The organism is Neorhizobium phenanthreniclasticum, from assembly GCF_040066075.1.
GTDB lineage: Bacteria > Pseudomonadota > Alphaproteobacteria > Rhizobiales > Rhizobiaceae > Neorhizobium > Neorhizobium petrolearium.
On record NZ_JBEAAL010000006.1, the window covers coordinates 160,162 to 186,449 of the forward strand.

Annotated in this window: 25 protein-coding genes and 1 other annotated feature; of the genes, 10 read left to right on the forward strand and 15 right to left on the reverse strand. The window is 61.5% G+C overall.

Translation table 11 applies throughout. The features are described 5' to 3' along the window. Positions 1 to 73: 73 nt before the first annotated feature. Positions 74 to 1,432 (reverse strand): esterase-like activity of phytase family protein, encoded by a 1,359-nt coding sequence (locus ABK249_RS10810; RefSeq protein WP_227702392.1) that lies wholly within the window; start codon positions 1,430 to 1,432, stop codon positions 74 to 76. Positions 1,433 to 1,558: 126 nt separating this feature from the next. Continuing rightward, positions 1,559 to 2,452: an AraC family transcriptional regulator gene (locus ABK249_RS10815; protein WP_348862847.1), complete on the reverse strand. Its 894-nt coding sequence runs from the start codon at positions 2,450 to 2,452 to the stop codon at positions 1,559 to 1,561. Between ABK249_RS10815 and ABK249_RS10820 the strand changes: the two genes are divergently transcribed. Next, entirely contained in the window at positions 2,451 to 2,858 is a 408-nt protein-coding gene (locus tag ABK249_RS10820) for a DUF2000 family protein (protein WP_037150622.1), read from the forward strand. The two genes, ABK249_RS10815 and ABK249_RS10820, sit on opposite strands and share 2 nt — an antisense overlap. Positions 2,859 to 2,867: 9 nt before the next feature. Here the strand turns inward: ABK249_RS10820 and ABK249_RS10825 are convergent, their stop codons facing one another. Further along, positions 2,868 to 3,872 carry a DUF2891 domain-containing protein gene (locus ABK249_RS10825; protein WP_348862849.1) on the reverse strand — a complete coding sequence of 335 codons (1,005 nt, stop codon included), beginning with the start codon at positions 3,870 to 3,872 and terminating at the stop codon, positions 2,868 to 2,870. A 315-nt stretch (positions 3,873 to 4,187) separates the two neighbouring features. Between ABK249_RS10825 and ABK249_RS10830 the strand changes: the two genes are divergently transcribed. After that, complete coding sequence (locus ABK249_RS10830) at positions 4,188 to 5,150, forward strand: phytanoyl-CoA dioxygenase family protein (protein WP_227702396.1); 963 nt, start codon at positions 4,188 to 4,190, stop codon at positions 5,148 to 5,150. Between the two features lie 267 nt (positions 5,151 to 5,417). Here the strand turns inward: ABK249_RS10830 and rnd are convergent, their stop codons facing one another. Both rnd and ABK249_RS10840 read right to left on the reverse strand, forming a co-directional pair. Next, complete coding sequence (rnd, locus tag ABK249_RS10835; RefSeq protein ID WP_348862850.1) at positions 5,418 to 6,563, reverse strand: ribonuclease D; 1,146 nt, start codon at positions 6,561 to 6,563, stop codon at positions 5,418 to 5,420. A 77-nt stretch (positions 6,564 to 6,640) separates the two neighbouring features. Then, on the reverse strand, positions 6,641 to 7,879 hold the full coding sequence (locus tag ABK249_RS10840) for an MFS transporter (protein WP_227702398.1): 1,239 nt from the start codon (positions 7,877 to 7,879) through the stop codon (positions 6,641 to 6,643). A 171-nt stretch (positions 7,880 to 8,050) separates the two neighbouring features. Here ABK249_RS10840 and ABK249_RS10845 point away from each other — a divergent pair, with 171 nt between their 5' ends. The 3 genes from ABK249_RS10845 (at position 8,051) to ABK249_RS10855 (ending at position 11,135) form a co-directional block, all read left to right on the forward strand. Further along, on the forward strand, positions 8,051 to 8,581 hold the full coding sequence (locus ABK249_RS10845) for an isoprenylcysteine carboxyl methyltransferase family protein (RefSeq protein WP_037150632.1): 531 nt from the start codon (positions 8,051 to 8,053) through the stop codon (positions 8,579 to 8,581). A 169-nt stretch (positions 8,582 to 8,750) separates the two neighbouring features. Then, positions 8,751 to 10,541, forward strand: a complete 1,791-nt coding sequence (gene aspS, locus ABK249_RS10850; protein ID WP_348862851.1) for an aspartate--tRNA ligase — start codon at positions 8,751 to 8,753, stop codon at positions 10,539 to 10,541. Positions 10,542 to 10,553: 12 nt separating this feature from the next. Beyond that, a complete protein-coding gene (locus ABK249_RS10855; RefSeq protein WP_348862852.1) occupies positions 10,554 to 11,135 on the forward strand; it encodes a hypothetical protein in 582 nt (193 codons plus the stop codon). Positions 11,136 to 11,153: 18 nt separating this feature from the next. On the opposite strand, the gene ABK249_RS10860 is transcribed toward ABK249_RS10855, so the two are convergent. Genes ABK249_RS10860 through ABK249_RS10870 form a run of 3 tightly spaced genes read right to left on the reverse strand, consistent with a single transcriptional unit; the run spans position 11,154 to position 14,770 of the window. Then, positions 11,154 to 12,305 carry a serine hydrolase domain-containing protein gene (locus ABK249_RS10860; RefSeq protein ID WP_348862853.1) on the reverse strand — a complete coding sequence of 384 codons (1,152 nt, stop codon included), beginning with the start codon at positions 12,303 to 12,305 and terminating at the stop codon, positions 11,154 to 11,156. A gap of 38 nt (positions 12,306 to 12,343) precedes the next feature. After that, positions 12,344 to 13,351, reverse strand: coding sequence for a lysophospholipid acyltransferase family protein (locus ABK249_RS10865; protein ID WP_227702401.1), 1,008 nt, complete (start codon positions 13,349 to 13,351; stop codon positions 12,344 to 12,346). A gap of 6 nt (positions 13,352 to 13,357) precedes the next feature. Then, positions 13,358 to 14,770, reverse strand: coding sequence for a cytochrome P450 (locus ABK249_RS10870; protein WP_037150641.1), 1,413 nt, complete (start codon positions 14,768 to 14,770; stop codon positions 13,358 to 13,360). A 192-nt stretch (positions 14,771 to 14,962) separates the two neighbouring features. Between ABK249_RS10870 and ABK249_RS10875 the strand changes: the two genes are divergently transcribed. Further along, positions 14,963 to 15,286 carry a DUF1236 domain-containing protein gene (locus ABK249_RS10875; RefSeq protein ID WP_037150643.1) on the forward strand — a complete coding sequence of 108 codons (324 nt, stop codon included), beginning with the start codon at positions 14,963 to 14,965 and terminating at the stop codon, positions 15,284 to 15,286. 93 nt (positions 15,287 to 15,379) lie between these two features. Beyond that, positions 15,380 to 15,437: a sequence feature (sul1 is cis-regulatory element that is thought to sense ions involved in sulfur or methionine metabolism; They are found in Alphaproteobacteria), on the forward strand. Positions 15,438 to 15,509: 72 nt separating this feature from the next. Beyond that, positions 15,510 to 16,997 (forward strand): SulP family inorganic anion transporter, encoded by a 1,488-nt coding sequence (locus tag ABK249_RS10880; RefSeq protein WP_227702402.1) that lies wholly within the window; start codon positions 15,510 to 15,512, stop codon positions 16,995 to 16,997. 60 nt (positions 16,998 to 17,057) lie between these two features. Here ABK249_RS10880 and ABK249_RS10885 read toward each other — a convergent pair whose 3' ends face one another. After that, complete coding sequence (locus ABK249_RS10885) at positions 17,058 to 18,248, reverse strand: hypothetical protein (RefSeq protein ID WP_037150646.1); 1,191 nt, start codon at positions 18,246 to 18,248, stop codon at positions 17,058 to 17,060. A gap of 232 nt (positions 18,249 to 18,480) precedes the next feature. Here ABK249_RS10885 and parC point away from each other — a divergent pair, with 232 nt between their 5' ends. Continuing rightward, entirely contained in the window at positions 18,481 to 20,766 is a 2,286-nt protein-coding gene (gene parC / locus ABK249_RS10890; protein ID WP_037150648.1) for a DNA topoisomerase IV subunit A, read from the forward strand. On the opposite strand, the gene ABK249_RS10895 is transcribed toward parC, so the two are convergent. The 6 genes from ABK249_RS10895 to ABK249_RS10920 form a co-directional block, all read right to left on the reverse strand. Next, positions 20,767 to 21,009 (reverse strand): AbrB/MazE/SpoVT family DNA-binding domain-containing protein, encoded by a 243-nt coding sequence (locus tag ABK249_RS10895; RefSeq protein ID WP_227702403.1) that lies wholly within the window; start codon positions 21,007 to 21,009, stop codon positions 20,767 to 20,769. Positions 21,010 to 21,070: 61 nt separating this feature from the next. Then, positions 21,071 to 21,970: a DMT family transporter gene (locus ABK249_RS10900; RefSeq protein WP_227702404.1), complete on the reverse strand. Its 900-nt coding sequence runs from the start codon at positions 21,968 to 21,970 to the stop codon at positions 21,071 to 21,073. A 15-nt stretch (positions 21,971 to 21,985) separates the two neighbouring features. Further along, positions 21,986 to 22,747: an arginyltransferase gene (locus tag ABK249_RS10905; protein ID WP_227705093.1), complete on the reverse strand. Its 762-nt coding sequence runs from the start codon at positions 22,745 to 22,747 to the stop codon at positions 21,986 to 21,988. A gap of 120 nt (positions 22,748 to 22,867) precedes the next feature. Continuing rightward, complete coding sequence (locus tag ABK249_RS10910) at positions 22,868 to 23,326, reverse strand: RDD family protein (RefSeq protein ID WP_227702405.1); 459 nt, start codon at positions 23,324 to 23,326, stop codon at positions 22,868 to 22,870. A gap of 62 nt (positions 23,327 to 23,388) precedes the next feature. Beyond that, entirely contained in the window at positions 23,389 to 24,405 is a 1,017-nt protein-coding gene (hemB, locus tag ABK249_RS10915) for a porphobilinogen synthase (protein WP_227705094.1), read from the reverse strand. A gap of 77 nt (positions 24,406 to 24,482) precedes the next feature. Then, on the reverse strand, positions 24,483 to 24,860 hold the full coding sequence (locus tag ABK249_RS10920) for a cupin domain-containing protein (RefSeq protein ID WP_227702406.1): 378 nt from the start codon (positions 24,858 to 24,860) through the stop codon (positions 24,483 to 24,485). A 117-nt stretch (positions 24,861 to 24,977) separates the two neighbouring features. Here ABK249_RS10920 and ABK249_RS10925 point away from each other — a divergent pair, with 117 nt between their 5' ends. Together ABK249_RS10925 and ldtR are read left to right on the forward strand one after the other, a co-directional pair. Further along, entirely contained in the window at positions 24,978 to 25,415 is a 438-nt protein-coding gene (locus ABK249_RS10925; RefSeq protein WP_227702407.1) for a DUF6163 family protein, read from the forward strand. Between the two features lie 233 nt (positions 25,416 to 25,648). Next, complete coding sequence (ldtR, locus tag ABK249_RS10930; protein ID WP_037150934.1) at positions 25,649 to 26,164, forward strand: transcriptional regulator LdtR; 516 nt, start codon at positions 25,649 to 25,651, stop codon at positions 26,162 to 26,164. Positions 26,165 to 26,288 lie beyond the last annotated feature (124 nt).

The window sequence follows — 26,288 nt, forward strand, 5'->3', positions numbered from 1 at the left end:
TGCATGCCGGAAGGTTTGCCAACAAACTGAGCCCCGGCGGATGCCGGGGCCTGTTGTCCGAGGCGGATCTGGACTATTTCGCCGCCAGGAATTCGCCGACTTCGAGCAGGCTGAATTCGTTGTCGTCGGCCTTGTCGACGGCGCGGCCGGCGGAGAAGGGCAGGTTGTTGTCGTTGCCGATGATGATATGCGTCGCATCGACCACGTCGACATTCTCGATCGTCACGAAGGGCATGTCGTAGACACCCTCGACATTACCCGCCTTCTTCTTCTCGTCCGGATCCTCAATCTTCATGAGATCGATGTAGCCGATCTTGCGGACGGCCTTGCCGACATTCCCGTCGGTCATCTCGACCTTATAGACGCGCTTGTGCTTAGCAGGCGCGTTGAAGCAGGTCGGCTGGGGCTTGGCCGGATCGGCGCAGGCCTTGTCGGCGGAGCCGGCGCCGTTGTCACGCTCGATGACGAGGGCGGTCGTGGCGTCGACCATATTGAAGTCACCGATCGCTTCGCCGCCCTGGGATAGGGGATAGAGCCAGGAGCGGCCGGTCCATGCCTTCGAGGCGACGTCGAATTCGACGATGCGCAGCGCCGTCATTCCGTCCGCCTTCTCGACCGAACCGTCTTCCAGATAGAGCGGGCCTTCCAGCAGGCCGTAGAGCTTCGAGCCGTCCTTCGACATGGCCATGCCCTCGTAGCCGCCCGAGCGCTTCAGGTTGAAGGCAACCATTTTCGCGGCCGGGTTGGCCGGCGTGGTGAGCGTCGGATTGTCGGGCGACTTGACCGGCTTGCCATCGATCACGGTCGCGATCACGTCGGTCAGGCGGCCTTCGGTGTCGAACTTCAAGAGATAGGGGCCGAATTCCTCGCCGAGCCAGAAGCCGTCGGCGACCGGCTGGATCGATTCGATATCGAAATCGGCGCCGGTCAGATAGCGGGTGTCGGAACCTTCCATGGTGATCGGGAAGGGCGCGATCCTGTTCGGATCGGAGAGGAAAATATTCTTCACGACTTCCGCCTTGTTGGCGGCCCAGTCGAATTTCATCTGGTGCAGGAAGAGCATGGCGTCGGAGGAATTGGCCTTCGAGCCGAAACCGTTGTCCGACAGCGTCCAGAACGTGCCGTCGGCCATCGTCTTGATGCCGGAGAAGCCCTGCAGCGGCTGGCCGTCGAACGGCAGCTTCACATCGGTGACGCGGACGCCGTCCTTGCCCGGCAGCGTGCCGAGGGCCTCGGTGCGCTTGCGGTCGGGCGTGGTGAACTTGCCGGACGTCTTCAGGAAGGCTGGCGCGTCGGCCGGAGCCGGAACGATCGTGTTGGCGGGCAGGATTGCCTGGCCGACGAGTTTGGCCGGGAAGGCTTTTTCTTCGGCAGCAGCAGAACCGCCGATCAGCGCAGCGAGAGCAACGGAGGCGAGAAGGGGTCGGATCATGAGATCACCTGTTGGTTGGCGTGTCAAAGACGCCTACCGCATAGGGAGCGGTCGTGACGGCCGGGTGATGGAACATTGAAGCTTCGATGAAGCTTTGATGACGGGATATCGAGGTCGATTTGAACGTCAGGCGCTTCTCTTGAGCGCCACCCAGCGGCCCGGCGTCATGCCGAAGGTTTTCTTGAAGTGCCGGGTGAAATGGGCCTGGTCGGCAAAGCCTGCGCCGAAAGCGGCATCCGCCAGGCTTCCGCCTTCGAAGAGCAGTTGTTTTGCCCGGTCGAGTCTGCGCATGACCAGATAGCGGTGTGGGCTTGTCCCCAGGAGCTTCCGGAATTGCCGTGAAGTCGTGTAACGATCGAGGCCGCTGACGGCTTCCAGTTCCTGGGAAGAGACGGCGCGGTCGCAATTGTCCTGGAGATAGTCGCGGCAGCGGAGCACGGCTTCGCGCGAGGTCGATTTGTCCGGCAAAGTGCCGCGACTGTCCGCGTGACGCCAGAGGCTTGCCGTCAGACGGGCGATCAGGTCATCCAGCAGAAGCTCCTGCGGCGTGGCGTCAAGATCGTCGAGCGCCTCGGCGAGGCAGTCGCGGAAGGCATCGTCTGCCATGACGGGCTCGGGCACGAAGGGCAGTCCGGCCACACCGCCCGCCGCCTCGATCAGCCGTTCCGGCGGCAGGTAGAGCATGCGGTAACGCAAACCGTCGTCGGTGCCGGCGGCGCCGTCATGCACCTCGTCCGGATGCAGGACGATGACATTGCCGGGCAGGCTGACGCGGACCGAGCCGCGATAATGGAACGTCTGGACGCCGGAAAGCGTGATTCCGAGCGCATAGGTGTCATGCCGGTGCGGCGAAAAACCGTTGCCGTGGAACCGCGCCTCGATCCGCTCGATGCCGCATGAGGAGGGAGCCTGGACGATGCCGTCCGGCTTTTCCTCCGCCTTGCACGAACGTTCAAGACCGGCGGTGCTTGCTGCCGCTATCGCGTCGGTCCTTGCATAACCTTCGACGGAGTTCTTCATGTTCGACACCAAGATCGCGCTCGTGCTTCGCGATGACCTCGCCCCCTGGCAGGAGCTCAATGTGACCGCTTTCCTGATGAGCGGCATCGTCGCCCAATCTCCCGCGATCATCGGTGAAGCATATCGGGATGCGGCCGGCCATGTCTACAATCCGATGAGCATCCAGCCGGTCGTGGTCCTGTCTGCCGAGCAGGAGACGTTGCGCATGATCCACCGGCGCTCGCTCGAACGGGAAGTGACAACATCGGCCTATATCGAGGAGATGTTTGCGACAGGCCACGATGCGGCGAACCGCGCGGTGTTCGCCGAGTTTGCGCCGGACGACGCCAGGCTGGTCGGGATTGCGCTGCGGGCCGAGAAGAAGATCGTCGACAAGATCACCAGGGGAGCGAAGATGCACCGGTAACTTCTCCGCTCATGCCTCCAGCGCCAGCGTCGCGAAACTCGCCAGCCAGTGCTCGCCCATATAGTCGCCTTCCACATGGGGAAGTGCGCTTGCAAGATGGTCTTCCGCCGCCTTCTCCATGATCGGCCGCCGCGGATCGCCTTGCGGCAGGGCTTTCGCGAGCGACCGCCAGCACCAGGCGCGGGAAAGATTGAGACCGTCGAGATGGGCGATCTTGCCGTCCGAGCGGTCGGAGACGGAGGCCGGCGAAAACAGCGTCGCGGGCCTCCGCGCCACGATCTCAGGCAGGAAACGGTCGAACCAGGGCAGGAAACCCTCCGCCGGCATCAGCCGCCGCATGCATTCGGCTTCCACGAGCGCTGAAGAGAGAAAATCGTCGCCGGAGGGTTCGCCCCAGGCCGGGCAGGCCTCGTCCTGGCCATACCAACGGAGCGCCGTCTCCGTTAGCAGTCCGAGCAACGCGGTATCGCCGATCGTCTCGGCATAGTCGGCTGCAAGCCGCATGGCAAAGGCGGTGTTGAAATGTGTGCCGACCCGGACCGGATAGGTGGCGACCGGCAGGAAATCGGTGAAGCGACCGGTGAAGACATCCGACAGAGGTTTAAGGTTCTCGAACCAGCACCGCTCATCGAGCAGCGACAGTTCGGCGGAAAGTTTCAGGAGCCAACCCCAGCCATAGGGCCGCTCGAAACCGCGCGATGTGGGCTTTGCCTGATAGGCGCATTCGCCCGCCACCTTGTCCGGCACCAGCATCGCGTCGAACAGCGCCCGGATGTTCCTTGCCGCCGGGATATCCGGGAATGTCCGCAGGATATGCGCCATCATCCAGTAGCCGTGCACGCAGGAATGCCAGTCGAGGCTGCCGTGGAAGATCGGATGAAGCTCGCTCGGTGTTTTCGCATCTTCCGGGCCTGAAAACACGTTGGCCGGCTTGTTTGGATATTCGCGCCCGACGTGCCCGAGCGCGATCGCGGCAAAATGCTGGGCGGTCTCGGCGGTGAGGGACTGGCGCATGTGGATTGGCTCGCTTTGAAGGAGCGGCGATGCGCGGACATCGTCGCGTCGGGGTAAGATGATGGGCGAGATCACCATACGAAACCGGCCGGATCAAGCCGGAAACGGGTGCGGGCATATGCTCGGCGGCAATCCCGTGTGATCGAGATGGCCAGCCGCGTCAAGTTTCTCTTAACGAAGGCGGCGGTTTTCATCGGATGTTTTATGCAAAAATTCTTATGCTGCATTGCGATAGCGGCGAGTGCGCGTTACCGTGAATGGGGGCCGCCAAGATTCATGAATTCGCTCTAGCAAAGATTTCGTAAAGGATATCAGATGCTTGACGCTTCCAAATCCAAGCCGAAAGATCTCGAGACCATTGCCCGTTCCGGCGGACCGCTTCGCCGCATCACCGCACGCATACCGACCTATCTGACCGACGTGCGCGAAAATCCCGCATGGTTGCCGATGTTTCTTCTGGCGCGGACGATGCCGTTCCGCCGGGCGCATTGGCTGACGGCGAAGCCGGTCCGAGCGGCAACGCCGGGACCTTCGATGTTCGGCGATTTGGATGCGCGGACCATTGCGGCGGAGCTGAAAGGCGCGGGGATATTTGCCGGTCTTACCCTGCCGGACGACATCCACCGGGAGATCGCCCGCTTTGGCCGGGAAACGCCGTGTTTCGGCAATTTCGAACGCAAGCTCGAATTTCTGGCCGGCGAGCATGCAGAAGCCGAGCGGCGTTTCGGTCGCCCGATCCTGAGCGGCCATCACTTCGAACGGGTCCTGCAATGCGAGGCCGCCGTCGCGGTGCAACAGGACCCGCTTCTCATCGACGTGGCGCGGCACTATCTCGGCGGCGAGGCGAAACTGATTACCACCCGGATCTGGTGGAGTTTCCCCACCAAGGCGGCAACCGACGCGGATCTCAGCCGCGCCTCGTTCAAATACCACTTCGACCTGGACGACTGGCGCATGCTGAAATTCTTTTTCTACCTGTCGGACGTCGATGCCGATGCCGGCCCGCATATATATGTCCGGGGCAGCCACAGGCGCCGGCGCATCAAGCATCAGCTGACTCTGCTGGTCGGTCATCCGGCGGAAGAGGTGCTGGAGTTCTACGGCGAGGAAAACGCCGTCACTTTGACTGGCCGCGCAGGAACGGGCTTTGTCGAGGACCCGTTCGGCTTTCATATGGGCACGCTCGCGAAGCAGAGCCCGCGCCTGATGATGGAAGTCGGATTCGGCGTCTCGAAACCGTCGAAACGCCGCTATCACGGCGAGCCGGTCATTCGATAGGGGGCTGTCGGATGGCTGCGCCGGAATGACCTGGCGCGAAATATACGACGCTCCGCTCTTACCCCCTCTGTCCTGCCGGACATCTCCCCCTCAAGGAGGGAGATCGGCTGGACGCATCGGCTTCCCCAAACAACAACGACGAAGTCCGGCAAGGGGGTAGTTTGGCGGGGAAAGAGCACGCCGCTTGTGATCTCCCTCCTTGAGGGGGAGATGTCCGGCAGGACAGAGGGGGTGAAGCAGGGGGATAAGCGAAAATGCCGTAAGCCCCTAAAGCTCGACCGCCTCGACCTTCTTGTTGACGAAGCGGAGCGCCACGTCGCCGTCGATCAGCTTCAATGCGGTATCGCCGAAGAGGTCGCGACGCCACCCGGAGAGGGCGGGAACGTCGGCCTTTTCGCCTTCGGCGGCGATCTTCTCCAGGTCGTCCGTATTGGCAATGACCTTGGCGGCAACGCCCTGCCTGTCGGAGATGAGTTTCAGGAGAACCTTGAGCAGCTCGACGGCCGCGGCCGTGCCCTCCGGCACATGCGCATGCTTCGGCGGATGTGGCATCTCGGTTTTCGGCAGCGCCAGCGCGGCATTGACCTGCTCGATGACCGCAGCACCCGAGGCCGAGCGCTCCCAGCCTCTCGGAACCGTGCGCAGCCTGGACATCGCTTCCGCATCCTTCGGTTGCTGCTGCGCGATCTCATAGATCGCATCGTCCTTCAGCACGCGGGAGCGCGGGACGTTGCGGCTGCGCGCCTCGCGCTCGCGCCAGGCGGCGACGAATTTCAGGATGGCAAGCTCGGTCGGTTTCCTGAGCCGCGCCTTGAGCCTCAGCCAGGCATCATCCGGATGCAGGTCGTAGGTCTCGGGCGATTCGAGGATCGCCATTTCCTCGGTGAGCCACAGCGCCCGGCCTTCGCGCTCGAGTTGCTCCTTCAGCGACAGATAGACGTCGCGCAGATGGGTGACGTCAGCCAGCGCATATTCGAGCTGTTTGTCGGAAAGCGGTCGCCGGCTCCAATCGGTGAAGCGCGAGGACTTGTCGATATGCACGCCCTTGATGCGGTTCACGAGCTGGTCATAGGAGACCGAATCCCCGAAACCGCAGACCATGGCGGCCACCTGCGTGTCGAAGATCGGATGCGGCACGAGATTGCCGAGATGGTAGACGATCTCGATATCCTGCCGGGCGGCGTGAAAGACCTTGGTGACCGAAGGGTTCGCCATCAGCTCGAAGAAGGGTTTGAGGTCCAGCCCCCTGGCGAGCGGATCGACCAGCACTTCCAGCCGCGGGCTTGCCATCTGGATGAGGCAGAGCTCCGGCCAGAAGGTCGTCTCCCGGAGGAATTCGGTATCGATGGTGATGAAGTCCGATTTGGCCAGCGCATGGCAGGCTTCCTCGAGGGCGGCGGTCGTTTCGATCATTTTTGCGTTCATTTGAGGGTGATCAACCTTCCTTTCGCGTCCGACGGCATATGTCAATACAGAACGGGATTTAAGTGTTACTCGCGCTCGTCTTTATCGGGAGGACCGGCGAGCCTGTTGAAATAGGCGGAGGTCCGGAGCAGAGCGCGGAAACGCGAGCTGCGCTCGGACGGCGGCACGGGCGGCCGCGCGCCCATGCGCCGGATCGTAAACACCAGGAAGCCCGCAAAGATGAAGGACGTATAGGCGAAGAAGGCCCGCGGTCCGTAATATTCGAGCAGCATGGAGGCGAGCAGCGGCCCGATCGTCGCACCCACCGACCAGTAGAAGAGCAGGCCCGCAGAGACCAGCGCGTGTTCGCCTTCCTTCGCGTAGTCGTTGCCATGCGCCGAGCAGAGCGAATAGAGCGGCATCGAAAAGGCGCCGAACAGGAAGACGCTGACGATGTTGGCCGTCTCGTTGGTTCCGGCCCCGAAGGAGAGATAGGCGCCGGTAATGATCGAGCCGATCGTCGTCCACAGGATGACGCGCCGCCGGTCGAGCCTGTCGGAATAGATGCCGAGCGGATATTGCAGCACGACGCCGCCGATGATGCCGGCGCTCATGAAGGTGGCGATCGAGGTGATGCTCATGCCGATCTCCTCGGCATAGATCGGCCCGATATTGCGGAAGGCGGCCATGGAAAGGCCGACCGAAATGACGCCGACCACCGCGAGCGGCGAGATGCGCCAGACGGCCTTGAGATCGAAGGCGATCTTCTCAGGCGGGGCAGGGCTCGACCTGTCAGCGAGCGAGATCGGCACGAGCGACAGCGTCAAAGCGATCGCAATGATATTGAAGACGAGTGGACCTTCGATACCCGCCACCGGGATGATGTATTGTGCGATCGTCACGGAGCTCAGGTCGACCAGGCGATAGATCGAGAGCGTCCGGGCGCGGTTGGCATTGGTGACCTTGGCGTTGATCCAGCTCTCGACGGTGGCAAAGAGGCTTGCGACCGCGATGCCGATCAGGAAGCGCATGGCGAACCAGACGGCCGGATCGACGATCATCGACATGCCGAGCGAGGCGGATGCCGTGATTGCAGCCATGGCGGAGAAGGTGCGGATATGGCCGATGGCGCGCAGCAGCCGTGTCACGTAGATGCAGCCTATCGCGAAGCCGACGCTGTAGCCGGCGCCGATCATGCCGATGACCGAGGGGGAAAAACCCTCGGCAGAGCCGCGCAACGCGATATACGTTCCCTGCAGTCCGTTGCCGCCGATCAGGATGCCTGCGGTGACGAGAAGGGGGATCAACGGACGGATATGGTTCATCGAACTTTGTTGCGTGAGGCAGGGCTTGAATCGCGCCGATCGATGCGCTCAGAGCAACTCATAGACGAAGAACGTTACATCTGTCTTGGAAAATTCACCCGCAGTCGACCCATGCCTATGGTTTCGCGACGGGGCTTCGGTTAATTGCTGACGACCGGAGGCTTAATCGTCATGAGTCCCATTCTCATTGTTATTTTCCTCGCTGCCGCTGCAGCCCGAATCGCAAGCGTCGTCGTGTCGAAGCGGCATGAGCGGCAGCTTCGAAAGCAGGGGGCGGTGGAATATGGCGCATTGAACAGCGCGCTGCTGGCGCTGGCTCACACGGTCTTTTACTTCGCGGGACTGGGTGAGGGGTGGATCAGGCAGGCTCAATTCGACGCCGTGTCGATGACGGGCCTCGCCATCTTCGTCGCCGCGATGCTGATGCTCGTATGGATCGTCGGACTGCTTGGTGATATCTGGACGGTGAAGATCATGATCGCGCCGAACCATCCGATCAGCCGGCATATGCTGTTCCGCGTGATCCGGCATCCGAACTATTTTCTGAACATCCTGCCGGAACTCATTGGTTATGCCTTGATCTTCCACGCCTATCTCACGCTGGCGATCGGGCTTCCGGTCTATCTCGTCATCCTCGCCATCCGCATCGTGCAGGAGGAAAAGGCGATGCGGGACCTGTTCCGGGGCACTGGCGCGGCTTGATGGCAGTCCTATATCCGGCCTCGGGTTCGAAGCGTTTTTGCCCGCAAACCGGTTCTGCCTTGACAAAGCAGGCCCATCATGCGCTTTTCGCGCCGATTTTCCATGAGACCGGCCGGCAGTGCCGCGCACGCCGACAAGCCGTCACACGCATCAGTCCAGGATTCTTGAAATGCATCGTTACCGCAGCCACACCTGTGCCGCCCTTCGGAAGTCCGATGTCGGTTCCACCATCCGCCTGTCCGGCTGGGTGCATCGCGTGCGAGACCATGGCGGCGTTCTCTTCATCGATCTGCGCGACCATTACGGCACGACGCAGATCGTCGCCGACCCGGATTCGCCGGCCTTCCAGATGGCCGAGACCGTGCGTGGCGAATGGGTGATCCGCGTCGACGGCCTTGTCAAGGCCCGCTCCGAGGACACGGTCAACCCGAACATGGCGACCGGCGAGATCGAACTCTACGCGCAGGAAATCGAAGTGCTCTCCGCGGCGAAGGAACTGCCGCTGCCGGTCTTCGGTGAGCCGGATTATCCGGAAGACGTGCGCCTGCGCTACCGCTTCCTCGACCTGCGCCGCGAGACGCTGCATAAGAACATCGTCAAGCGCACGCAGGTCATCTCGGCCATGCGCCGCGAGATGACCAATGTCGGTTTCACCGAATATACGACGCCGATCCTGACCGCCTCCTCACCGGAAGGCGCGCGCGACTTCCTGGTGCCGAGCCGTATCCACCAGGGCAAGTTCTTCGCGCTGCCGCAGGCGCCGCAGCAGTACAAGCAGCTTCTGATGGTGGCAGGCTTCGACCGCTATTTCCAGATCGCCCCCTGCTTCCGCGACGAGGACCCGCGCGCCGACCGCCTGCCGGGCGAATTCTACCAGCTCGACCTCGAAATGAGCTTCGTGACCCAGGAAGACGTCTGGAACACGATGGGGCCGCTGATGACCTCGATCTTCGAGGAATTCGCCGACGGCAAGCCGGTGACCAAGGAATGGCCGCGCATCCCCTATGACGTCGCGATCCGCAAATACGGTTCCGACAAGCCGGATCTCAGGAACCCGATCGTCATGGAAGCGGTGACCGAGCATTTCGCCGGCTCCGGCTTCAAGGTCTTCGCCAACATGATCGCCTCCAATCCGAATGTCGAGATCTGGGCTATCCCTGCAAAGACCGGCGGTTCGCGCGCCTTCTGCGACCGGATGAACGCCTGGGCGCAGCAGCAGGGTCAGCCGGGCCTCGGCTATATCTTCTGGCGGCAGGAAGGCGCAGTCCTCGAAGGCGCCGGCCCGCTCGCCAAGAATATTGGCGAGGAGCGCACCGAGGCGATCCGCAACCAACTCGGACTGGAAGGGGGCGATGCCTGCTTCTTCGTCGCCGGTGATCCGCAGAAATTCTACAAGTTCGCGGGCGAGGCGCGCAGCCGCGTCGGCGAGGAACTGAACCTCACTGACAAGGACCGTTTCGAGCTCTGCTGGATCGTCGATTTCCCGTTCTACGAATGGAACGAGGACGAGAAGAAGATCGACTTCGCGCACAACCCGTTCTCCATGCCGCAGGGCGGGCTTAATGCGCTGGAAAACAAGGAACCGCTGGCGATCAAGGCATTCCAGTACGACGCCGTCTGCAACGGCTTCGAGATTGCCTCGGGCTCGATCCGCAACCAGTCGCCGGAAACCATGGTCAAGGCCTTCGAACTGGTCGGCCTGTCGCAAGCTGATGTCGAGGAGCGCTTCGGCGGCCTTTACCGCGCCTTCCAGTACGGCGCCCCGCCGCATGGCGGCGCCGCTTTCGGGATCGACCGCATCGTCATGCTTCTGACGGGCGCGAAGAACCTGCGCGAGATCACGCTCTTCCCGATGAACCAGCAGGCGCAGGACCTTCTGATGGGCGCGCCGTCGGAAGCAACGCCGACCCAGCTCCGCGAACTCTCGATCCGGGTCATTCCGCCGCAGAAAAAGGACTGAGCGGCGGCTCTAATGGAGGAGCGCCTTTCGGGCATTCTGATTGCGGGAAGTTCAAACGTCGGCAAGACGACGCTCGCCAGGCTTCTGGCGGACGCGCTTGGCTGGCGGATGATTTCTACCGACAGCCTTGGGCGACATCCAGGCCGCCCTTGGCCTCAGGTCCGCCAGCCCGTTGCCGAATATTATTCTCGCCTTTCGCCTGAGACGATCTACTGGTTTCTGAAGGTACACCACGAGAATATGTGGCCTCGGCTTGAGCAGATCATCAAGGAAGAGAGCGAAGCCGAGAGACGTTTCGTGTTCGAGGGTTCGGCGCTTCGCCCGGAATATATTGCGCCGCTGGTTTCCGAGAAAATTGCGGGGGTGTGTCTTTATGCGGATGCGGATTTCCTGCAGGCAAGGATGCGATCCGAAGCAAAATATGGTGAGGCCGACGACATCAGCCGCGGTCTCATCGACAAATTCATAGAACGATCCTTGCGCGACAATTCCGAAATGCGCGCGTCGGCAAAGGAACATGGATTGGAGGCAATCGATGCCGCCGATCCCGACGCCGTCGCGGGCCTTTTCGACAGGCTGACGTCTCGCGCGTGAAGGCGGCAGGGAGCCTGCCTAGAGCGAAGCGGCAACAGCCTTCTTGATATCCAGCGTGAACTGGCCCCACATGCCTTCGAGCGTGGTGTTGGTGAGCGCCACCACGGTGAGCTTCTTCGCCGGATCCATGAACCAGTGGTGGCCGTAAACGCCGCCCCATTGCAGTGTGCCGGGCGAGACAGGCAGAGCCGCTGCCGCCGGGTCGAGGATGATCGCCCATCCGAAGCCGAACCCGAAGCCCGGTCGCGTCGGCTCCAGGAGGTTCCCGACCTGGTTCGTCATCATTTCCTTGACCGTCTTCTCCGAAAGCAGCGGCGCGCCGCCCTTGCGGACTGTCTCGAGCACGGCCAGCACGTCGCCTGCGGTTCCCGCCATGCCGCCGCCGCCGGAATGGAAGGAGAGGGGATCGAAGATGCGGTCGGGCGCGAAGGTTACGGAGCCGTCGAGTGCCCAGACCTTTTCCGTTTCGCCCATCCGCTTCGGCTCGGGCGATGCGTCCACGTAAGGGGCGGCCAGCCGGCTGCGGTCGACCACCGTGAAAGCCGTGTCGGAAAGGCCGAGCGGCTGCATGACGAGTTCCGCCACCGCATCGCCCAGACGCTTGCCGGTCTCCTTTTCGATGACGGCGCCGAGCACGTCCATGGAGACGGAATATTGCCAGCCGGCGCCGGGTTCAAAGAGCAGCGGCACGGAGGCGATGCGGCGAAGGTTTTCGTCGAGCGACAGGCCCGGCTGGTCGACACCGTCAGAAACGCCGGCGCGGGCATAGGGGCCGTTCTCCGCGGCGAAAGCATAGCTGAGACCGGAAGTATGTGTCAGCAGATGCCGGATCAGAATGACCGGTTCGTTTCCGTCTTCGAGACGCGGCCTGAAATCCGGCAGCCATTTCGTGACGGGAACGTCCAGCCCGATCCGCCCCTGCTCGACGAGCCGCATCGCGGCAATCGTCACGATCGGCTTGGTGACGGAGGCAAGACGGAAGATCGTATCCTCTTTCATGGCGAGGTTGGCCTCGCGGTCCGCAAGGCCGGCGGCGCGGCGATAGACGGTCTCGCCGTCCCTGGCGATCAGCACCACCGTGCCGACCAGCCGTTGCGATGCAAGGGCGGTGTCGATCGCGTTATCGACGGCGAGGTAGGTCTTCTGCTTGCTTTCATCGAAGGGAGTCATAAGCCAAATCTCCTGTCTTGACCGGCCCCGATATGCATTCAGAGCGGCACGATCCGGTTGTCGAGGAAGAACCATTGGCCCGGATGGGCGGCGATGATCGGCTCGACCACGGAATTGAGCAATACTACATCTTCGATCAGCCGGCTTCCCGGCGAGTCCTCCGGCGGCAAATCGACCGGCGGCAAAGCATGGAAGGTGAAGCGCGTCCCGCCGTCGCGGGTCAGATAGACGGGCTGGATGAGTGCGCCGGTCTTTCGCGCCATCCGCGAGACCAGTGCGTAATTGCCTTGCAGATGCGGCCTTCGTCCGAAGAAGGGGGCGCGCATGATCCCGCCGAATCCCTCGTCGCAATAGATGAGTAGGTTGCCGCCGGACTGGAGAATTCTCAAGGCAGGCCGGACATAGCTCCTGCCGGGCGGCAAGAGGCCAAGCCCGCCGCGCCGCCGGATGCGGTCGGTGATCCACTGGTGCGAGCGGCGCTTCGGCGGATCGTAATTGGTGGTGACGGTAAGCCCCATGTTGATCAGGCATTGCCAGAGAATTTCGAGGTTCCCGGTATGGAAGCCGATGAAGATCACCGGGCGGCCGGAGCACTGGGCAACGAGGTCTTTCGTGCCGACGAAGCGGATGTTGCGGCCGGCAGCCAGCCTTTGCAGGACGGAATATTCCGCCCGCTGCCGCCCCTGCGAATCGGCAAACTCTTCCGCCCATCGGTCGATCTCCGCCTCCGATGCATTCGGCCGGATGACCCTGAGATTGTTCCTCACACGGGAGAGAGCCTTTTTATGCCAGCGCGGCACGGCAAAGCGGCCAAGCGCGCCGCCGATTTCGGAAACCGCCTTTGCCGGCAATAGCTTGAAGGCAAAGAACATCAGGATTTCGCCGGCGTTGCTCAGGGCGTCGGGGCGCCAGAAATCGAGGAAGCGCTGCCGGGGCTCGCCGCCGGCGAAGAAATCGCCAAGCGTCGGCGCATCGGTTTCCCTGTAGAGCCAGGCCTTGCGCTTGGTCGGGCTTGCGGTGGGCGGCATATCTCCAGTCTCGGTCATCGACCCTCACCGCCGATGGAGGGTGACGGGCAGGCCGCCGCGGGGCCTCAGCGTCAGCCGGCTGACGGGCTCGACCCTGTGGTCCTCCGGCACGCGCAGGCGAAACCTTTGGGCGAGCACGGCAAGGCAGAGGATCGCTTCCGTGAGACCGAATTGCAGGCCCGGGCATATGCGCGGGCCGCTTGCGAAGGGAATATAGCTGTAGGGCGTCGGCCGCTTTTCCAGGAAGCGCTCCGGCTTGAAGAGATGCGGATCGGCGAAAAGCGAAGGTGTCCGGTGCAGGACCCACGGCACGATCAGGATGAGGGAAGCAGGCCTGACGTCGAGGTCGCCGATCAGGTCGGCCTGCTTCGCCTGTCGGGCGAGGATCGGGACGGGCGGATAGAGCCGAAGCGTTTCCTCGATCACCGCCGTGCACCATTTCAGGTTGGGTACATCCGCGACGGTCGGCACGTTGCTGCCGCAGATCTCTTCGATCTCCGCATGCACCGCCTCCTCGACCCACGGCGCCCTGGAGAGCAGATACCAGGCCCAGGTGAGCGTCGCGGCGGTGGTCTCGTGGCCTGCCATGAAGATGGTCGCCGCCTCGTTGCGGAGCGCGACCACGTCGAGATTGAGTTCCGGATTGCGCTTCTGCCTGCGGATCAAGAGCTCCACCATCGAATTGTCGTCGCCCTTGCCGGCCAGGTGATCCTCGATCACCCGGTCGATAATGCCATGGATGCGCTTGACGGAACGGCGGAGCGAAGGGGTTCGAAGGAGCGGCAGGCCTTCGTCGAAGCCGAGGAAATAGCCGATATTGATGGAGTCGATCAGCGCCTGATAGCTGGTGAATCCGTCGGTGACCATGCCGGCGCGTTCCTCGCCGAGATCATTGCCGAAGACGCTGCGGGAGATGATTTCCGCCGTCAATCCCGCCATCTCGTAGAGCGCATTGACGGACGCGCCGTCCCCGAGTCCCGTCCAGCGTTCGGCCAGTTCGAGCGACGTGTTCTTCATGATATCGCCGAAGGCGGGCACGCGGTGCTTGTGGACGATGTCCGCGACAAGCGGGCGCCTCTGTTTCCAGGTTTCGCCGTCCGAAATGAACAACCCGTCGCCGAGCAGATATTCCAGCGCCCGGCGCATCTGTGGCGTCTTGCGTTCGAAATTCTCGTGCCGGGTCGCGACCACGTATTTGATCGCCTCGGGGGAGTTCACGGCAACGATCTGCCGCCCGAAGAGCTTGATGTCCCGGACCGTTTCCCGGTGGTCGCTCTGTCGCCAGATCGACAGGAAATCCTGGCGTGCAGTCATCAGCCGCTGCAACTGGTTGCCGGGCCGGCCGCTGTAATAGGAGGGGTGGGCCGGCTCGAAACGCTTGCGGGCGGTCTCCAGCTTCTCGATCGTCTGCGTTTCCGCGGCAAGCCATGCCAGCATGGGAATAGAAACCTTTCATAGATAGCGGCGCTCCCCGAACATCGAGCCTGCCCATTGCGCCGCACCGCGGTTTTCACCTGCGCCTGCCTACGGCGTCAAGGTGTCGTTTGCCGCATTCAGCGCAAGCGGGGAGCGCGGGAACGATCGCTCGTTTGCATTGTTAGGTCGGCTCAAGCACAGGGAGAGAAGAACATGCACAAGACTCTCGCGGCTGTTTCCGCAGCGTTGATCGCTCTTTCGGGCGCAGCCTATGCACAAACGACAATCATCACGAAGGATCCGGCGGTTACCGGCTCGACGACGATGGAACTGCCCGGCGAGGTCCGGACCTATGTGATGGAACAGACCGTTCCGTCGGTCACCTATGACGGCACGCTCGCGGTTGGCACTGCGCTGCCGGACACCGTGGAAATCCATACCATCCAGGATCATCCGGACTACGCCTACACGGTCGTCAACGAACAGCGCGTCGTCGTCAATCCGCAAACGCGTACGGTAATCCAGGTTCTGGAATAACGCACCAGGAGAACCAGGAAGCCCGGCAAGGACAGCCGGGTTTTCGCTGTTGGTGTTGCGGCGCAGCATTTCGCAGGCTATTGTGTCGCATCACAAGGACTCGGGTGAAACTCCCGGGTGGCTCTTCCGGCCGCCGATCCGCCGGACAACGCAAAGCATCAGCCGTTCCGACACCCGGATATCTCTTTCCTGGCGGATGCAGTTCTTTTTGCGAAGTTTCCTGATGAACAAACTTTCTGCGTACCGCCGTGAATGGTTTTCCAACATTCGTGGCGATATTCTTTCGGGCATCGTGGTGGCGCTTGCCCTGATTCCGGAGGCAATCGGATTTTCGGTCATAGCAGGGGTCGATCCCAAGGTCGGTCTCTTCGCCTCTTTCGCCATTGCCTGTGTCTCGGCGTTTACGGGAGGGCGACCGGGGATGATTTCGGCCGCGACGGCTGCGACTGCCGTGCTGATGGTGACGCTGGTCCGCGATCACGGCCTTCAATATCTTTTCGCCGCGACATTGCTGATGGGCGCGCTGCAGATTCTGGCGGGGCTTGCAAAGCTTGGCCGGGTCATGCGCTTTGTCTCGAAGTCGGTCATGACCGGTTTTGTCAATGCGCTCGCGATACTGATCTTTATGGCACAACTTCCCGAACTGATCGGCGTTCCGGTCGAGACCTATGTCATGATCGCGGCGGGGCTTGCCATCATTTATCTTTTCCCGAGGATCACGAAAGCCATCCCTTCGCCTCTGGTCGCGATTGCTGTCCTCACCGGAGCATCGGTCTTCCTCGGCATGGATATCCGCACAGTGGGCGACCTTGGAGAACTGCCATCCGCGCTGCCGGTCTTCGCCCTGCCGAGCGTGCCCCTGACGTGGGAGACGCTTCAGATCATCTTTCCCTATTCGCTTGCTCTTGCTGCGGTCGGTCTATTGGAATCCCTGCTGACGGCAAGGATTGTCGACGACATGACCGACACGACCAGCAACAAGAGCCAGGAATGTATCGGCCAGGGTGTCAGCAATATCGCCTCCGGTCTCATCGGCGGCATGGGCGGCTGCGCGATGATCGGTCAGTCGGTCATCAATGTTTCCTCGGGTGGACGCGGCAGGCTGTCGACCTTCGTGGCCGGGGCTTTCTTGCTCTTCCTCATCGTTGTGCTCGACGATCTCGTCCGCATCATCCCGATGGCCGCTCTGGTTGCCGTGATGATCATGGTTTCGATCGGCACGTTTTCCTGGCGCTCGATCGGTGACCTCAGGCACAATCCGCTGCCGTCGTCGGTCGTCATGCTGGCAACCGTGGTGACGGTTGTCGCGACCCACGATCTGGCCAAGGGGGTTCTGGTCGGCGTGTTGCTGTCCGGCATTTTCTTCGCCGGCAAGGTCGCCCGTCTTTTCCACGTCCGCTCGGAACTCAACGCCGATGGCACGAGCCGGACGTATAGAGTTGACGGTCAGGTATTTTTCGCCTCCACGGAAAGCCTGATCAAGGCTTTCGACTTTGACGAGCCAATAAAAAGAGTGCTGATCGACGTGAGCGAGGCCCATCTATGGGATATTTCCGCAGTCGGCGCGCTTGACGACGTCGTGCTGAAATTCCGCCGGCGTGGAATCGATGTGAGCGTTCACGGTGTGAATGAAGCAAGCGCCAGCATGATCGATCGCTTTGCGCTTCACGACAAGGAGCATGCCTCGTTTGCAACTCCGGCATCTCATTGATGGAGAAAGAGCCCCGGAAAGCTCTGCTCTCCGGGGCGCCAAAAATTGAAGCTTGCCGTTTCAGTCGTTCGCCGTGACCTCGATGCCGAGTACCTTCGGTAGCGTGTCGGGGGCGCCCATGGCAGCGCCCATGACCATCGGGAATGGAACGCCGTTTTCGGGCTCGGCGCTGATAGTGAAGCTGCCGGGATTGTCGAGATAGGTGTTGACCGCCGCGCTCACCATGTTCTGCAGTTCCGGCAGGTTGTACTGCGCGAGCATCATCGGCGCCATGCCCTTCAACATCTGGGCCATCTGCTCGCCGGTGGTGCCTTGGCTCTTGCCCGCATAGTCGAGTGCGCGCTTGGTGATGCCGGCATCCTCGAAGCGGATTTCCGCACTGTTGAAGGTGAGGCGTTGCATCAGGCCGAGCATGGCGAGGCTCGCGGCTTGCTGCGCCTCTTCCTTGTTGGGGTTCGCTTCCATCGCCTTGGCGGTCTCGTTTGCCGATTTGATGAAGTCCAGCGTGTAGCCGGAGATGCTGAACGTGAGATTGAGGCGGCCGATATCGGCGAAGTCGAGCGCATATTCGTCGACGTCCAGTGCACCGTCTTCCGGCGCCCAGCTTCCCTGCATCGTCACCTTGCCGTCGAGGGAGGCAATGCCGAGCTGCTGAAGGGCTTCCCTGGCCTTGGCGTCCTCGATGAGGCTCAGGTCGCTCTTGATGCCGTTGGCCTGGAGATCGAAGCCGATGGAGGAATTGTCGTCTGCCACTTCCGTCGTTAGGTTCGTTTCATCGACAGAGAAGGCAGGCTTGCCGTCGATCGTTGCAGCCATCTTGCCGATATGCGCCTCGTCATAGAGAAGGACCGCGTCCAGGCTGTTGGCGGTAGGATCGGATGGGACGACAAGGCCGCTCATCGAGATGTCCGAAGCGGTGAAAGTCGTCTTGTCCTGCGTGATGTCCACATTGTCGAAGGAAGCGGTTTCGATCGTGTAGCCGCCGTTGTTTTCCTCCACGCCTTCGAGGCGGATCGTGCCAAGCGGAAAGCTCGGCTGACCGGAGGTGGCGGTGAACCTGGCATTGGTAAGTGTCACATCCGAACCGTTGACCGCGACCGATTCTGCAGAGAGGCTGCCGCTGCTCTGGACCGAAATCGCATTGCTGATCTTGGCGACGAGGTCGTTGCCGTCCAGCGCGAAGGCCGGCCCGGCCAGTGTGGAAAGCACGACGCCGGCGAGAAGCAGCCGGGCCCTGGTGGAGTATTGCATCGATTTTTCCTCCTGGCGGGCAAAGGTTTGGCCCGCGATCATTTGAGTTGGTGCGGCAGTTATAGGCGAGGATGTTGAAACGTCCATCGGATTGTTCGGTATTTCTCGCGGCGAAATTGCGGCTTTGCCCTGGGAACGAAAGGATGGCGAAATTCATCGCTGTGGCCCGTTCTCCACAGACGCTTCGTACATGATTCTTGCCGGGAATCAGGCTTTCCGGTAGTCAAGGCCCATGGGACAAAATCTGACACCTCCTTCCGGCGGCGACGGCGGAGACAATATTCTTCCGGTGGACCTGAAGGCTGCGCTCGAGGAGCGTTATCTCGCCTATGCGTTGTCGACCATCATGCATCGTGCTCTGCCGGATGTGCGTGACGGGCTGAAGCCGGTCCATCGCCGCATCATCCACGCTATGAGCGAGATGGGCATCCGCCCGAATTCGGCCTTCAAGAAATGCGCCCGCATCGTCGGCGATGTCATTGGTAAGTTCCATCCGCATGGTGATCAATCCGTCTACGACGCGCTTGTTCGCCTTGCCCAGGATTTCTCGCAGCGTTATCCGGTCGTCGACGGGCAGGGGAATTTCGGCAATATCGACGGAGACGGCGCCGCCGCCTACCGTTATACCGAAGCCCGTATGACCGAGGTCGCCGGTCTCCTGCTGGAGGGGATCGAGCAGGATGCGGTCGATTTCCGTCCGACCTACAACGAAGAGGACAGCGAGCCGGTCGTCCTTCCGGGCAGCTTTCCCAATCTTCTTGCCAACGGCACCTCGGGTATCGCCGTCGGCATGGCGACCTCGATCCCGCCGCATAACGTGCATGAGCTGTGCGATGCGGCTCTGCATCTGATCAAGCATCCGGACGCGACCGTCGAGGACCTGATGGCCGACCCGGCCGATCCCGCCAGGGGCGGCATCGAGGGGCCCGACCTGCCGACCGGCGGCATCATCATCGATAGCCGGGCCTCTATGATCGAGGCCTACAAGACCGGCCGCGGCGGCTTTCGCGTGCGCGCCCGCTGGCAGATCGAGGATCTCGGCCGTGGCGGCTATCAGATCGTCGTCACCGAAATCCCCTTTCAGGTGCAGAAATCGCGGTTGATCGAGAAGATCGCCGAGCTGCTGCTCGCCCGCAAGCTGCCGCTGCTGGAGGATGTGCGCGACGAATCGGCGGAAGACGTTCGCATCGTTTTGGTGCCGAAGAGCCGAACGGTGGACGCCACGCTGCTGATGGAATCGATGTTCAAGCTGACGGAGCTGGAAAACCGCTTCCCGCTCAACATGAATGTCCTCTCCATGGGCCGCGTGCCGAAGGTGATGGCGCTCAACGAGATTCTGAGCGAGTGGCTGGGACACCGCAAGGAAGTGCTCATCCGCCGCTCGCGTTTCCGGCTGGCGGCGATCGACCGGCGGCTCGACATTCTCGGCGGCCTTCTCATAGCCTATCTCAATCTCGATGAGGTGATCCGCATCATCCGCGAGGAGGACGAGCCGAAGCCGGTGATGATTGCGCGCTGGTCGCTCACGGATACGCAGGCGGAAGCCATCCTCAACATGCGGCTGCGCAACCTGCGCAAGCTCGAAGAGTTCGAGATCCGCACCGAGTTCGACGAGCTCACCAAGGAAAAGGCGGATATCGAGGCGCTGCTGGCGTCCGACGACAAGCAGTGGCGGGTCGTCGAGCACCAGATCCAGGAGGTCCGCAAGAGTTTCGCCAAGGGCCGCGGCAAGCCCTATGCGCGCCTGACGAGTTTTGCCGACGCGCCGGAGGCGGATATCGAAGCGATCAACCAGGCGATGATCGAGAAGGAACCGATCACCGTCGTCGTCTCGCAGAAGGGCTGGATCCGCGCGCTCAAGGGGCACATGTCCGATACGTCGAACCTCACCTTCAAGGAAGGCGACGGGCCGAAGCTCGCCTTCCCGGCGCAGACGACCGACAAGCTGCTGCTGGTGACGACGGGAGGCAAGGCCTACACACTCGGCGCCGACAGGCTGCCGGGCGGCCGCGGCCACGGCGAACCGGTCCGCATCATGGTCGACATGGAGAACGATCAGGACATCCTGACCGCTTTCGTGCATGACCCGTCGCGCAAGTTGATCCTCGCCTCGACTGCGGGCAACGGCTTCGTGGTGGCGGAAAGCGAAATGATCGCCAACACCCGCAAGGGCAAGCAGATCATGAACGTCGGCATGCCGGACGAGGCGAAGCTCGTCGTGCCGGTTTCGGGCGATCACGTCGCTGTGGTCGGCGAGAACCGCAAGATGCTCGTCTTCCCGCTCGTCCAGCTTCCCGAGATGAGTCGCGGCAAGGGCGTGCGCCTGCAGCGCTACAAGGACGGCGGCATTTCCGACGTCAAGTGTTTCGCGATGGCCGACGGGCTTTCCTGGGAAGACAGCGCCGGCCGTGTCTTCACGCGCAACAAGGACGAGCTTCTGGAATGGATAGGCGACCGCGCCTCCGCCGGACGCGTCGTGCCGAAGGGCTTTCCGAGAAGCGGGAAATTTGCGGGGTGATCAGGTCTTCGCCAAGTGGCTGAGGGCGACGTGATATTTCCTCATCGCCATCTTGGCGGCGAGGAGTTGACGCTGGAAGTCTTCATCCGACACGTTTTTGGGATCGAACAGCTCCATGCCTGTATCGTCCGCATGGATTTCGAGTACATGGCCTTCTTTCCAGCCGAGACGATCGAGGACGTCCTGCGGCAGGACGATGCCATAGTCTTCGCCGATTTTCTGGATGGTGGCCTTCGTGCTCATTGCTGCTCCTCACGGTTGAGCTGTGATGCTGCCATAGATAGATTGAAATGCGAGCGCTATATCAGGCGGAGGTTGCCATCTGCGCCTTCACCCTCTCCACTCTCCGCATCTGCCAGAGCGAATAGCCGATCAGCGCCAGGATGAGGATCGCGCCGCCGAGAAGCGTGCGGGAAGAGGGGATTTCCGAAAAGATCAGCCAGACCCAGATCGGCGCAAGGATCGTTTCGAGCAGGTAGAACATGCCGACTTCCGGGCCGGAGAGATATTTCGGGCCGGTTGCCAGGCACCAGAAGGCGAGCGGCATCATGACCGCTCCGTCGAATATCACCCAGAAGGGATCGGGGACCGAAAAGCCGCCCGTGCCGGCAAGGGAAGATATGCCCACGAAGGCAAGTCCGATCAGCCCCGGCATGACAGCCGCGACGAGCGGCACGAAGCCCATGTCGATGCGCGTCGCCCGGCCGATGGTGATCGCCAGCGCCAGCACCAAGGAGACCAGAATTGCCAGCGCATCGCCGAAGAGATGCCCCCCGGAAAGGCCGCCCGAAACGATCAGTCCGACACCCAGGAGCATTATCAGCATGGTGAGAAGCGTCGCAGGCGAGGGGCGTTCCTTCAGCACCAGCCATCCAAGGAGCGCGGCGAACATCGGCGTGAAGGCGACGATGAAGACGACATTGGCGGTCGCCGTGTTGAAGATGGCGCCGAGGAACGCGATCGTCGAAATGCCGTAGCAGAAGCCGGCGGCGAGGCCCGCCTTGCCGGGGATCAGGATCGGGCGGCTGGAACCGAAGCGGCGGACGAGGAGCCAGAGGAGGATTGCCGCCAAGAAGGTGGTGACGCTGCGCAATAGGATCGTCGACCACAGTTCGCCATGGCCGAGCCTGACGAGCGGCACGTCGAAGGAGAGCGCGAGCCCGCCGATGGTGGTGAGCACGAGGCCCTTCTTGTGACTGTTCATGGAGAGGGTCGGGTATCAGGCGTCGGTTGAGGGATCGTAGAGCTCCCAGCCGCGCGGGGTGAGATGCTCCTGCGGCAGGAAGCGGGTCTTGTAGCCCATCTTTGAAGAACCCTTGACCCAATAGCCGAGATAGACATGCGGCAGGCCGAGCGCCTTCGTGCGGTTGATGTGGTCGAGGATCATGAAGGTGCCGAGCGACCGCTTTTCGAGTTCGGGGTTGAAGAAGGAATAGACCATGGAAACCCCGTCGCTCATCATGTCGGTGAGTGCCACGGCCAGCAATTCCCCCTTCGGCTCATTGCTGATGCCCGAACCCGGCTCGCGACGGCGGTATTCGATGATGCGGGTGTTGACATGCGTATCCTCCACCATGATGGCGTAGTCGAGTGCCGACATGTCGGACATGCCCCCGCGCTGGTGCCGGTCATCGAGGTAACGGCGGAAAAGCGAGAATTGCTCGGTGGAGGGTTGCGCTGGATAGACGGTCGAGACCAGGTCGCTGTTGGTCGCGAGCACGCGCCGCATTGAACGGTTATGCTCGAAATCATTGGCGAGGATGCGGACCGAAACGCAGGCGCGACAGGATTCGCAAGCCGGGCGATAGGCGATGTTTTGCGATCGTCGGAAACCGCCTTGGGTGAGGAGATCATTCATTTCGGCGGCGCGCGGACCGACCAGGTGAGTGAAGACCTTGCGCTCCATCTCGCCCGGAAGGTAGGGACAAACTGCCGGGGCCGTCAGATAAAACTGCGGTGAGGGCGTTGCCTGGGTATTCATTGCGTCGCGGTGGTCCCGTCTTGTCATCGTAATCCATACCATGGCGCATAAAAGTAAAACGTCAACCATGTGCAGCGTGGCACAGCACCGCTTGCACGACAAACGTTCTGTCGGTGACGGTTACGCGGTCCGGATGATGACGGTGCCGAGCAGCATGTCGTGCACGAGACGCGAGCGTTCGGTGAAGAGGCCGACGAGCAGGATGAGCGGCGTCAGCACCGAATTGATGATCCAGAAGATCACCGTGTGGGCGACCGCCGTCAGGAAATCCATCCGCCGGCCGTCGAGACGGGCCATGGCAACCCCCATGGCGCGCATGCCGGGCGAGGCCTGGTTCGGGCCGCCGAGCGTCAGGCCGAAATAGAGAAGCGCGACGATCACGAAGAGCGCGGGATAGAGCATGAAGCCGAGCCCGAGCGTGATGATGCCGAGGAAGAAGACGACGACCGCTGCCGGAATGCAGAGCAGCAGGATGATCAGGTAATCGATGACGAAGGCAAAGACCCGCCGCGAAAGGACGCCGCTATAGGCGCGCCAATCGTCGGGGGCGGCATAGGCGGGGTTCGGGTCGAGCGTCATCGGGTTCGTGTCTCCTGTTTCTACCCCAAGGATATGGGTAGAAACCATTTATACAACAAGTCTCAGCGGCTTTTTGCCAGTTTCTTCGCCGCATCCACCGCGAAATAGGTGAGGATGCCGTCGCAGCCGGCGCGCTTGAAACAGAGCAGCGTCTCCATCATGATCCGCTCGCCGTCGATCCAGCCGTTCATCGCGGCCGCCTTGATCTGCGTATATTCTCCCGAGACCTGATAGGCGAAGGTTGGCAGCCCGAAGGCTTCCTTGATGCGCCAGCAGATATCGAGATAGGCAAGACCCGGCTTCACCATCAGCATGTCGGCGCCTTCCTCGACGTCGAGTGCTGCGTCGCGCAGGGCCTCGGTGCCGTTCGCCGGCGAGATATAGTAGCTGTTCTTGTCACCCTTCAGGAGGCCGCTCGTGTTGATCGCCTCGCGATAGGGTCCGTAGAAGCCGGACGAGAATTTCGTCGCATAGGACATGATGCCGACATCCTGGTGGCCTGCGGCATCGAGCGCGTGGCGGATCGCGCCGATGCGGCCGTCCATCATCTCCGACGGCGCGATGATGTCGGCACCGGCGTCCGCCTGCATCACGGCCGCCCTGACGATCTGATCCACCGTCTCGTCGTTGACGATCACGCCATCGCGCAGGATTCCGTCATGGCCGTGGCTGGTGAAGGGGTCGAGCGCCACGTCGGTGATGATGCCGATATTCGGTACCGCCTTTTTGATCGCCGCCGTTGCATGATTGATCAGATTGTCTGGAACAAGGCTGTTGGAGCCGGTCTCGTCGCGCAGTTCCATTTCGATGTCGGGAAATGTGGCGATCGCCGGAATGCCGAGATCGGCGGCCTCTTTTACCGCTTCCACTGCCTTGTCGACGCTCATGCGGCTGACGCCGGGCATGGCCGCGATCGGATCGACGATGCCGGTGCCGGGCACGATGAAGATCGGCCAGATCAAATCATCGACCGTCAGCCGGCTTTCCTGGACGAGGCGGCGCGTCCAGTCGGCCTTGCGGTTGCGCCGCATGCGGCGATGGCCGGTGATCTCGTCGACCAGATGCGTCTTGTCCATGATAGAGCTCCATTCTTCTGCAATTGCGCCGCTATTATCATGGAGCAGGATCTTTATGAATGGGCGGGATCGCCGCAGCGCTAAATCCAGAGATCGTTTTGGGCGGTGCGTTCGCCGCCTTCGTGACCGGTGTTTAAAACGCCGCGCGGCTCCACCAGCATCATCTTTACTTCCTTTTCGGCAAACGGCTTGTGTTCGACACCCTTCGGCACGACGAACATTTCGCCGGGACCGATATGGACGGAGCCGTCGCGGAAATCGATCCGCAAATCTCCTTCGAGAACGATGAAGGTTTCATCAGTCTCGGGATGATCATGCCAGATGAAGTCACCCTGGATGCGGACGAGCTTGAACTGGTAGTCGTTCATTTCTGCTACGACGCGCGGCTGCCAGAGGTCGGGAATCCGCTGCAGTTTTTCGGCAAGATTGATTGATGCGCGGGAAAAGTCGCTGCTCATGTCTGCTCCTTCGGTTGGCGGCAGATTTAGCCGGGCCGAATTCAAAGCTCTTGAACGATTGTGCAGGCGCTGGTCCGGCACTGGCGGTTGGCGGCCGGGGCGGCTAGTGTAGATCCTATGGAGCCTGATTCACTGAACGTACCGAGGCGCACGCTGACGGAAATCCTTTACGTGATCTTCCTGCGGATGATCGCGCTCATCTGCTTCTGGTTCGGCCTGCAATATTGGGCGATGCTGGTCGGCTATTCGCTGCATGGCATGGCGCGCTTCGATCTCCTGAGCCTTCCCTGGAAGGTGGCGGCGTCTTCTCTCGCGGTTCTTTTCCCGGTCGCCTCGCTCGGTCTCTGGCTTGCGGTTTCCTGGGGACCGGTGCTTTGGGCGATCGCTGCCGTGACGCAGGTTCTGATGTATATGGTCTGGCCCGAAATCTTTGGCTACAACCGACTCGTGCCCCTCATGCACGGTCTCGTGGCGGCGCTTTATATCGTTTTCCGCCTCTCCTTATGGATCGAAGCCCGCCGCAAAGCCGAGCGGGTAAGGATTGATTTACCCTGAAATTAAAGCTTTTGGGGCTGCATTTGACGAAAAATATCCGGCTAAGTTGTTGATTTGTAATAGCCTGAAGTGTCGGCTCTCATAGCCGGCAATCGGCCGCCGGAATTCGACGCGCCGCGTTAAGCCTTTGTTAAGCCTATGTTTTAAGTCGAATTTTATGCGTATTGGATAGTGTCTGTCTCAAGGCGGGAAGAAACAAACACCGCCAAACAAAACAGAGTGAGGCAGTCATGATGAACACGAAACTGAAGCCGCAGGCGGCACCGGCAGTAGCAGAACCGCATGAAGAAACCATTCGCTCCCTTTACATGGAATCGCTGCATCTGGTCGAACGCCTGCACCGCCGTCTTCTCGATGTGATCAAGGATGAATTCGACCGCCAGGGCCGCGACGATGTCAACGCCGTTCAGGCACTCCTGCTGTTCAACATCGGCAATTCGGAACTGACGGCCGGCGAACTGCGCTCCCGCGGTTACTATCTCGGCTCCAACGTGTCCTACAACGTCAAGAAGCTGGTCGACCTCGGTTTCATCAACCATCAGCGTTCACGCATCGACCGCCGCTCGGTCCGCATCAGCCTGACGCCGGAAGGCCAGGCGATCGCCGAAACCGTCGCCAGGCTCTACGAGCGTCACATCGGCTCGATCGAAAAGGTCGGCGGCATCGGCGAAGGCGAGTTCAGCCAGATGAACAAGCTGCTGCAACGCCTCGACCGTTTCTGGAACGACCAGATCCTCTATCGTCTGTAATCGAAAGCTCCAGCAGCCGTCTCATCCACAGGGGCGGCCGCCGGCAAAAGACCTCCTCAGCGATCGGAACCGGATGCGTCCCCTGCGCCTCCGGTTTTCGCGGTTGACGGGCAAAGGGCATGCA

What these genes read in the sequence shown, in the direction of transcription:
- ABK249_RS10910 (WP_227702405.1), bottom strand. Translation starts at nt 23,326, where the DNA reads ATGACGCTCGACCCGAACCCCGCCTATGCCGCCCCCGACGATTGGCGC.
- ABK249_RS10825 (WP_348862849.1), bottom strand. Translation starts at nt 3,872, where the DNA reads ATGCGCCAGTCCCTCACCGCCGAGACCGCCCAGCATTTTGCCGCGATC.
- ABK249_RS10925 (WP_227702407.1), top strand. Translation starts at nt 24,978, where the DNA reads ATGGAGCCTGATTCACTGAACGTACCGAGGCGCACGCTGACGGAAATC.
- ABK249_RS10880 (WP_227702402.1), top strand. Translation starts at nt 15,510, where the DNA reads ATGAACAAACTTTCTGCGTACCGCCGTGAATGGTTTTCCAACATTCGT.
- ABK249_RS10895 (WP_227702403.1), bottom strand. Translation starts at nt 21,009, where the DNA reads ATGAGCACGAAGGCCACCATCCAGAAAATCGGCGAAGACTATGGCATC.
- ABK249_RS10810 (WP_227702392.1), bottom strand. Translation starts at nt 1,432, where the DNA reads ATGATCCGACCCCTTCTCGCCTCCGTTGCTCTCGCTGCGCTGATCGGC.
- ABK249_RS10860 (WP_348862853.1), bottom strand. Translation starts at nt 12,305, where the DNA reads ATGACTCCCTTCGATGAAAGCAAGCAGAAGACCTACCTCGCCGTCGAT.
- ABK249_RS10855 (WP_348862852.1), top strand. Translation starts at nt 10,554, where the DNA reads ATGGAGGAGCGCCTTTCGGGCATTCTGATTGCGGGAAGTTCAAACGTC.
- ABK249_RS10905 (WP_227705093.1), bottom strand. Translation starts at nt 22,747, where the DNA reads ATGAATACCCAGGCAACGCCCTCACCGCAGTTTTATCTGACGGCCCCG.
- ABK249_RS10845 (WP_037150632.1), top strand. Translation starts at nt 8,051, where the DNA reads ATGAGTCCCATTCTCATTGTTATTTTCCTCGCTGCCGCTGCAGCCCGA.
- ABK249_RS10870 (WP_037150641.1), bottom strand. Translation starts at nt 14,770, where the DNA reads ATGCTGGCATGGCTTGCCGCGGAAACGCAGACGATCGAGAAGCTGGAG.
- ABK249_RS10875 (WP_037150643.1), top strand. Translation starts at nt 14,963, where the DNA reads ATGCACAAGACTCTCGCGGCTGTTTCCGCAGCGTTGATCGCTCTTTCG.
- aspS (WP_348862851.1), top strand. Translation starts at nt 8,751, where the DNA reads ATGCATCGTTACCGCAGCCACACCTGTGCCGCCCTTCGGAAGTCCGAT.
- ldtR (WP_037150934.1), top strand. Translation starts at nt 25,649, where the DNA reads ATGAACACGAAACTGAAGCCGCAGGCGGCACCGGCAGTAGCAGAACCG.
- ABK249_RS10830 (WP_227702396.1), top strand. Translation starts at nt 4,188, where the DNA reads ATGCTTGACGCTTCCAAATCCAAGCCGAAAGATCTCGAGACCATTGCC.
- ABK249_RS10815 (WP_348862847.1), bottom strand. Translation starts at nt 2,452, where the DNA reads ATGAAGAACTCCGTCGAAGGTTATGCAAGGACCGACGCGATAGCGGCA.
- ABK249_RS10900 (WP_227702404.1), bottom strand. Translation starts at nt 21,970, where the DNA reads ATGAACAGTCACAAGAAGGGCCTCGTGCTCACCACCATCGGCGGGCTC.
- rnd (WP_348862850.1), bottom strand. Translation starts at nt 6,563, where the DNA reads ATGATCGAAACGACCGCCGCCCTCGAGGAAGCCTGCCATGCGCTGGCC.
- ABK249_RS10885 (WP_037150646.1), bottom strand. Translation starts at nt 18,248, where the DNA reads ATGCAATACTCCACCAGGGCCCGGCTGCTTCTCGCCGGCGTCGTGCTT.
- ABK249_RS10820 (WP_037150622.1), top strand. Translation starts at nt 2,451, where the DNA reads ATGTTCGACACCAAGATCGCGCTCGTGCTTCGCGATGACCTCGCCCCC.
- ABK249_RS10865 (WP_227702401.1), bottom strand. Translation starts at nt 13,351, where the DNA reads ATGACCGAGACTGGAGATATGCCGCCCACCGCAAGCCCGACCAAGCGC.
- ABK249_RS10840 (WP_227702398.1), bottom strand. Translation starts at nt 7,879, where the DNA reads ATGAACCATATCCGTCCGTTGATCCCCCTTCTCGTCACCGCAGGCATC.
- parC (WP_037150648.1), top strand. Translation starts at nt 18,481, where the DNA reads ATGGGACAAAATCTGACACCTCCTTCCGGCGGCGACGGCGGAGACAAT.
- ABK249_RS10920 (WP_227702406.1), bottom strand. Translation starts at nt 24,860, where the DNA reads ATGAGCAGCGACTTTTCCCGCGCATCAATCAATCTTGCCGAAAAACTG.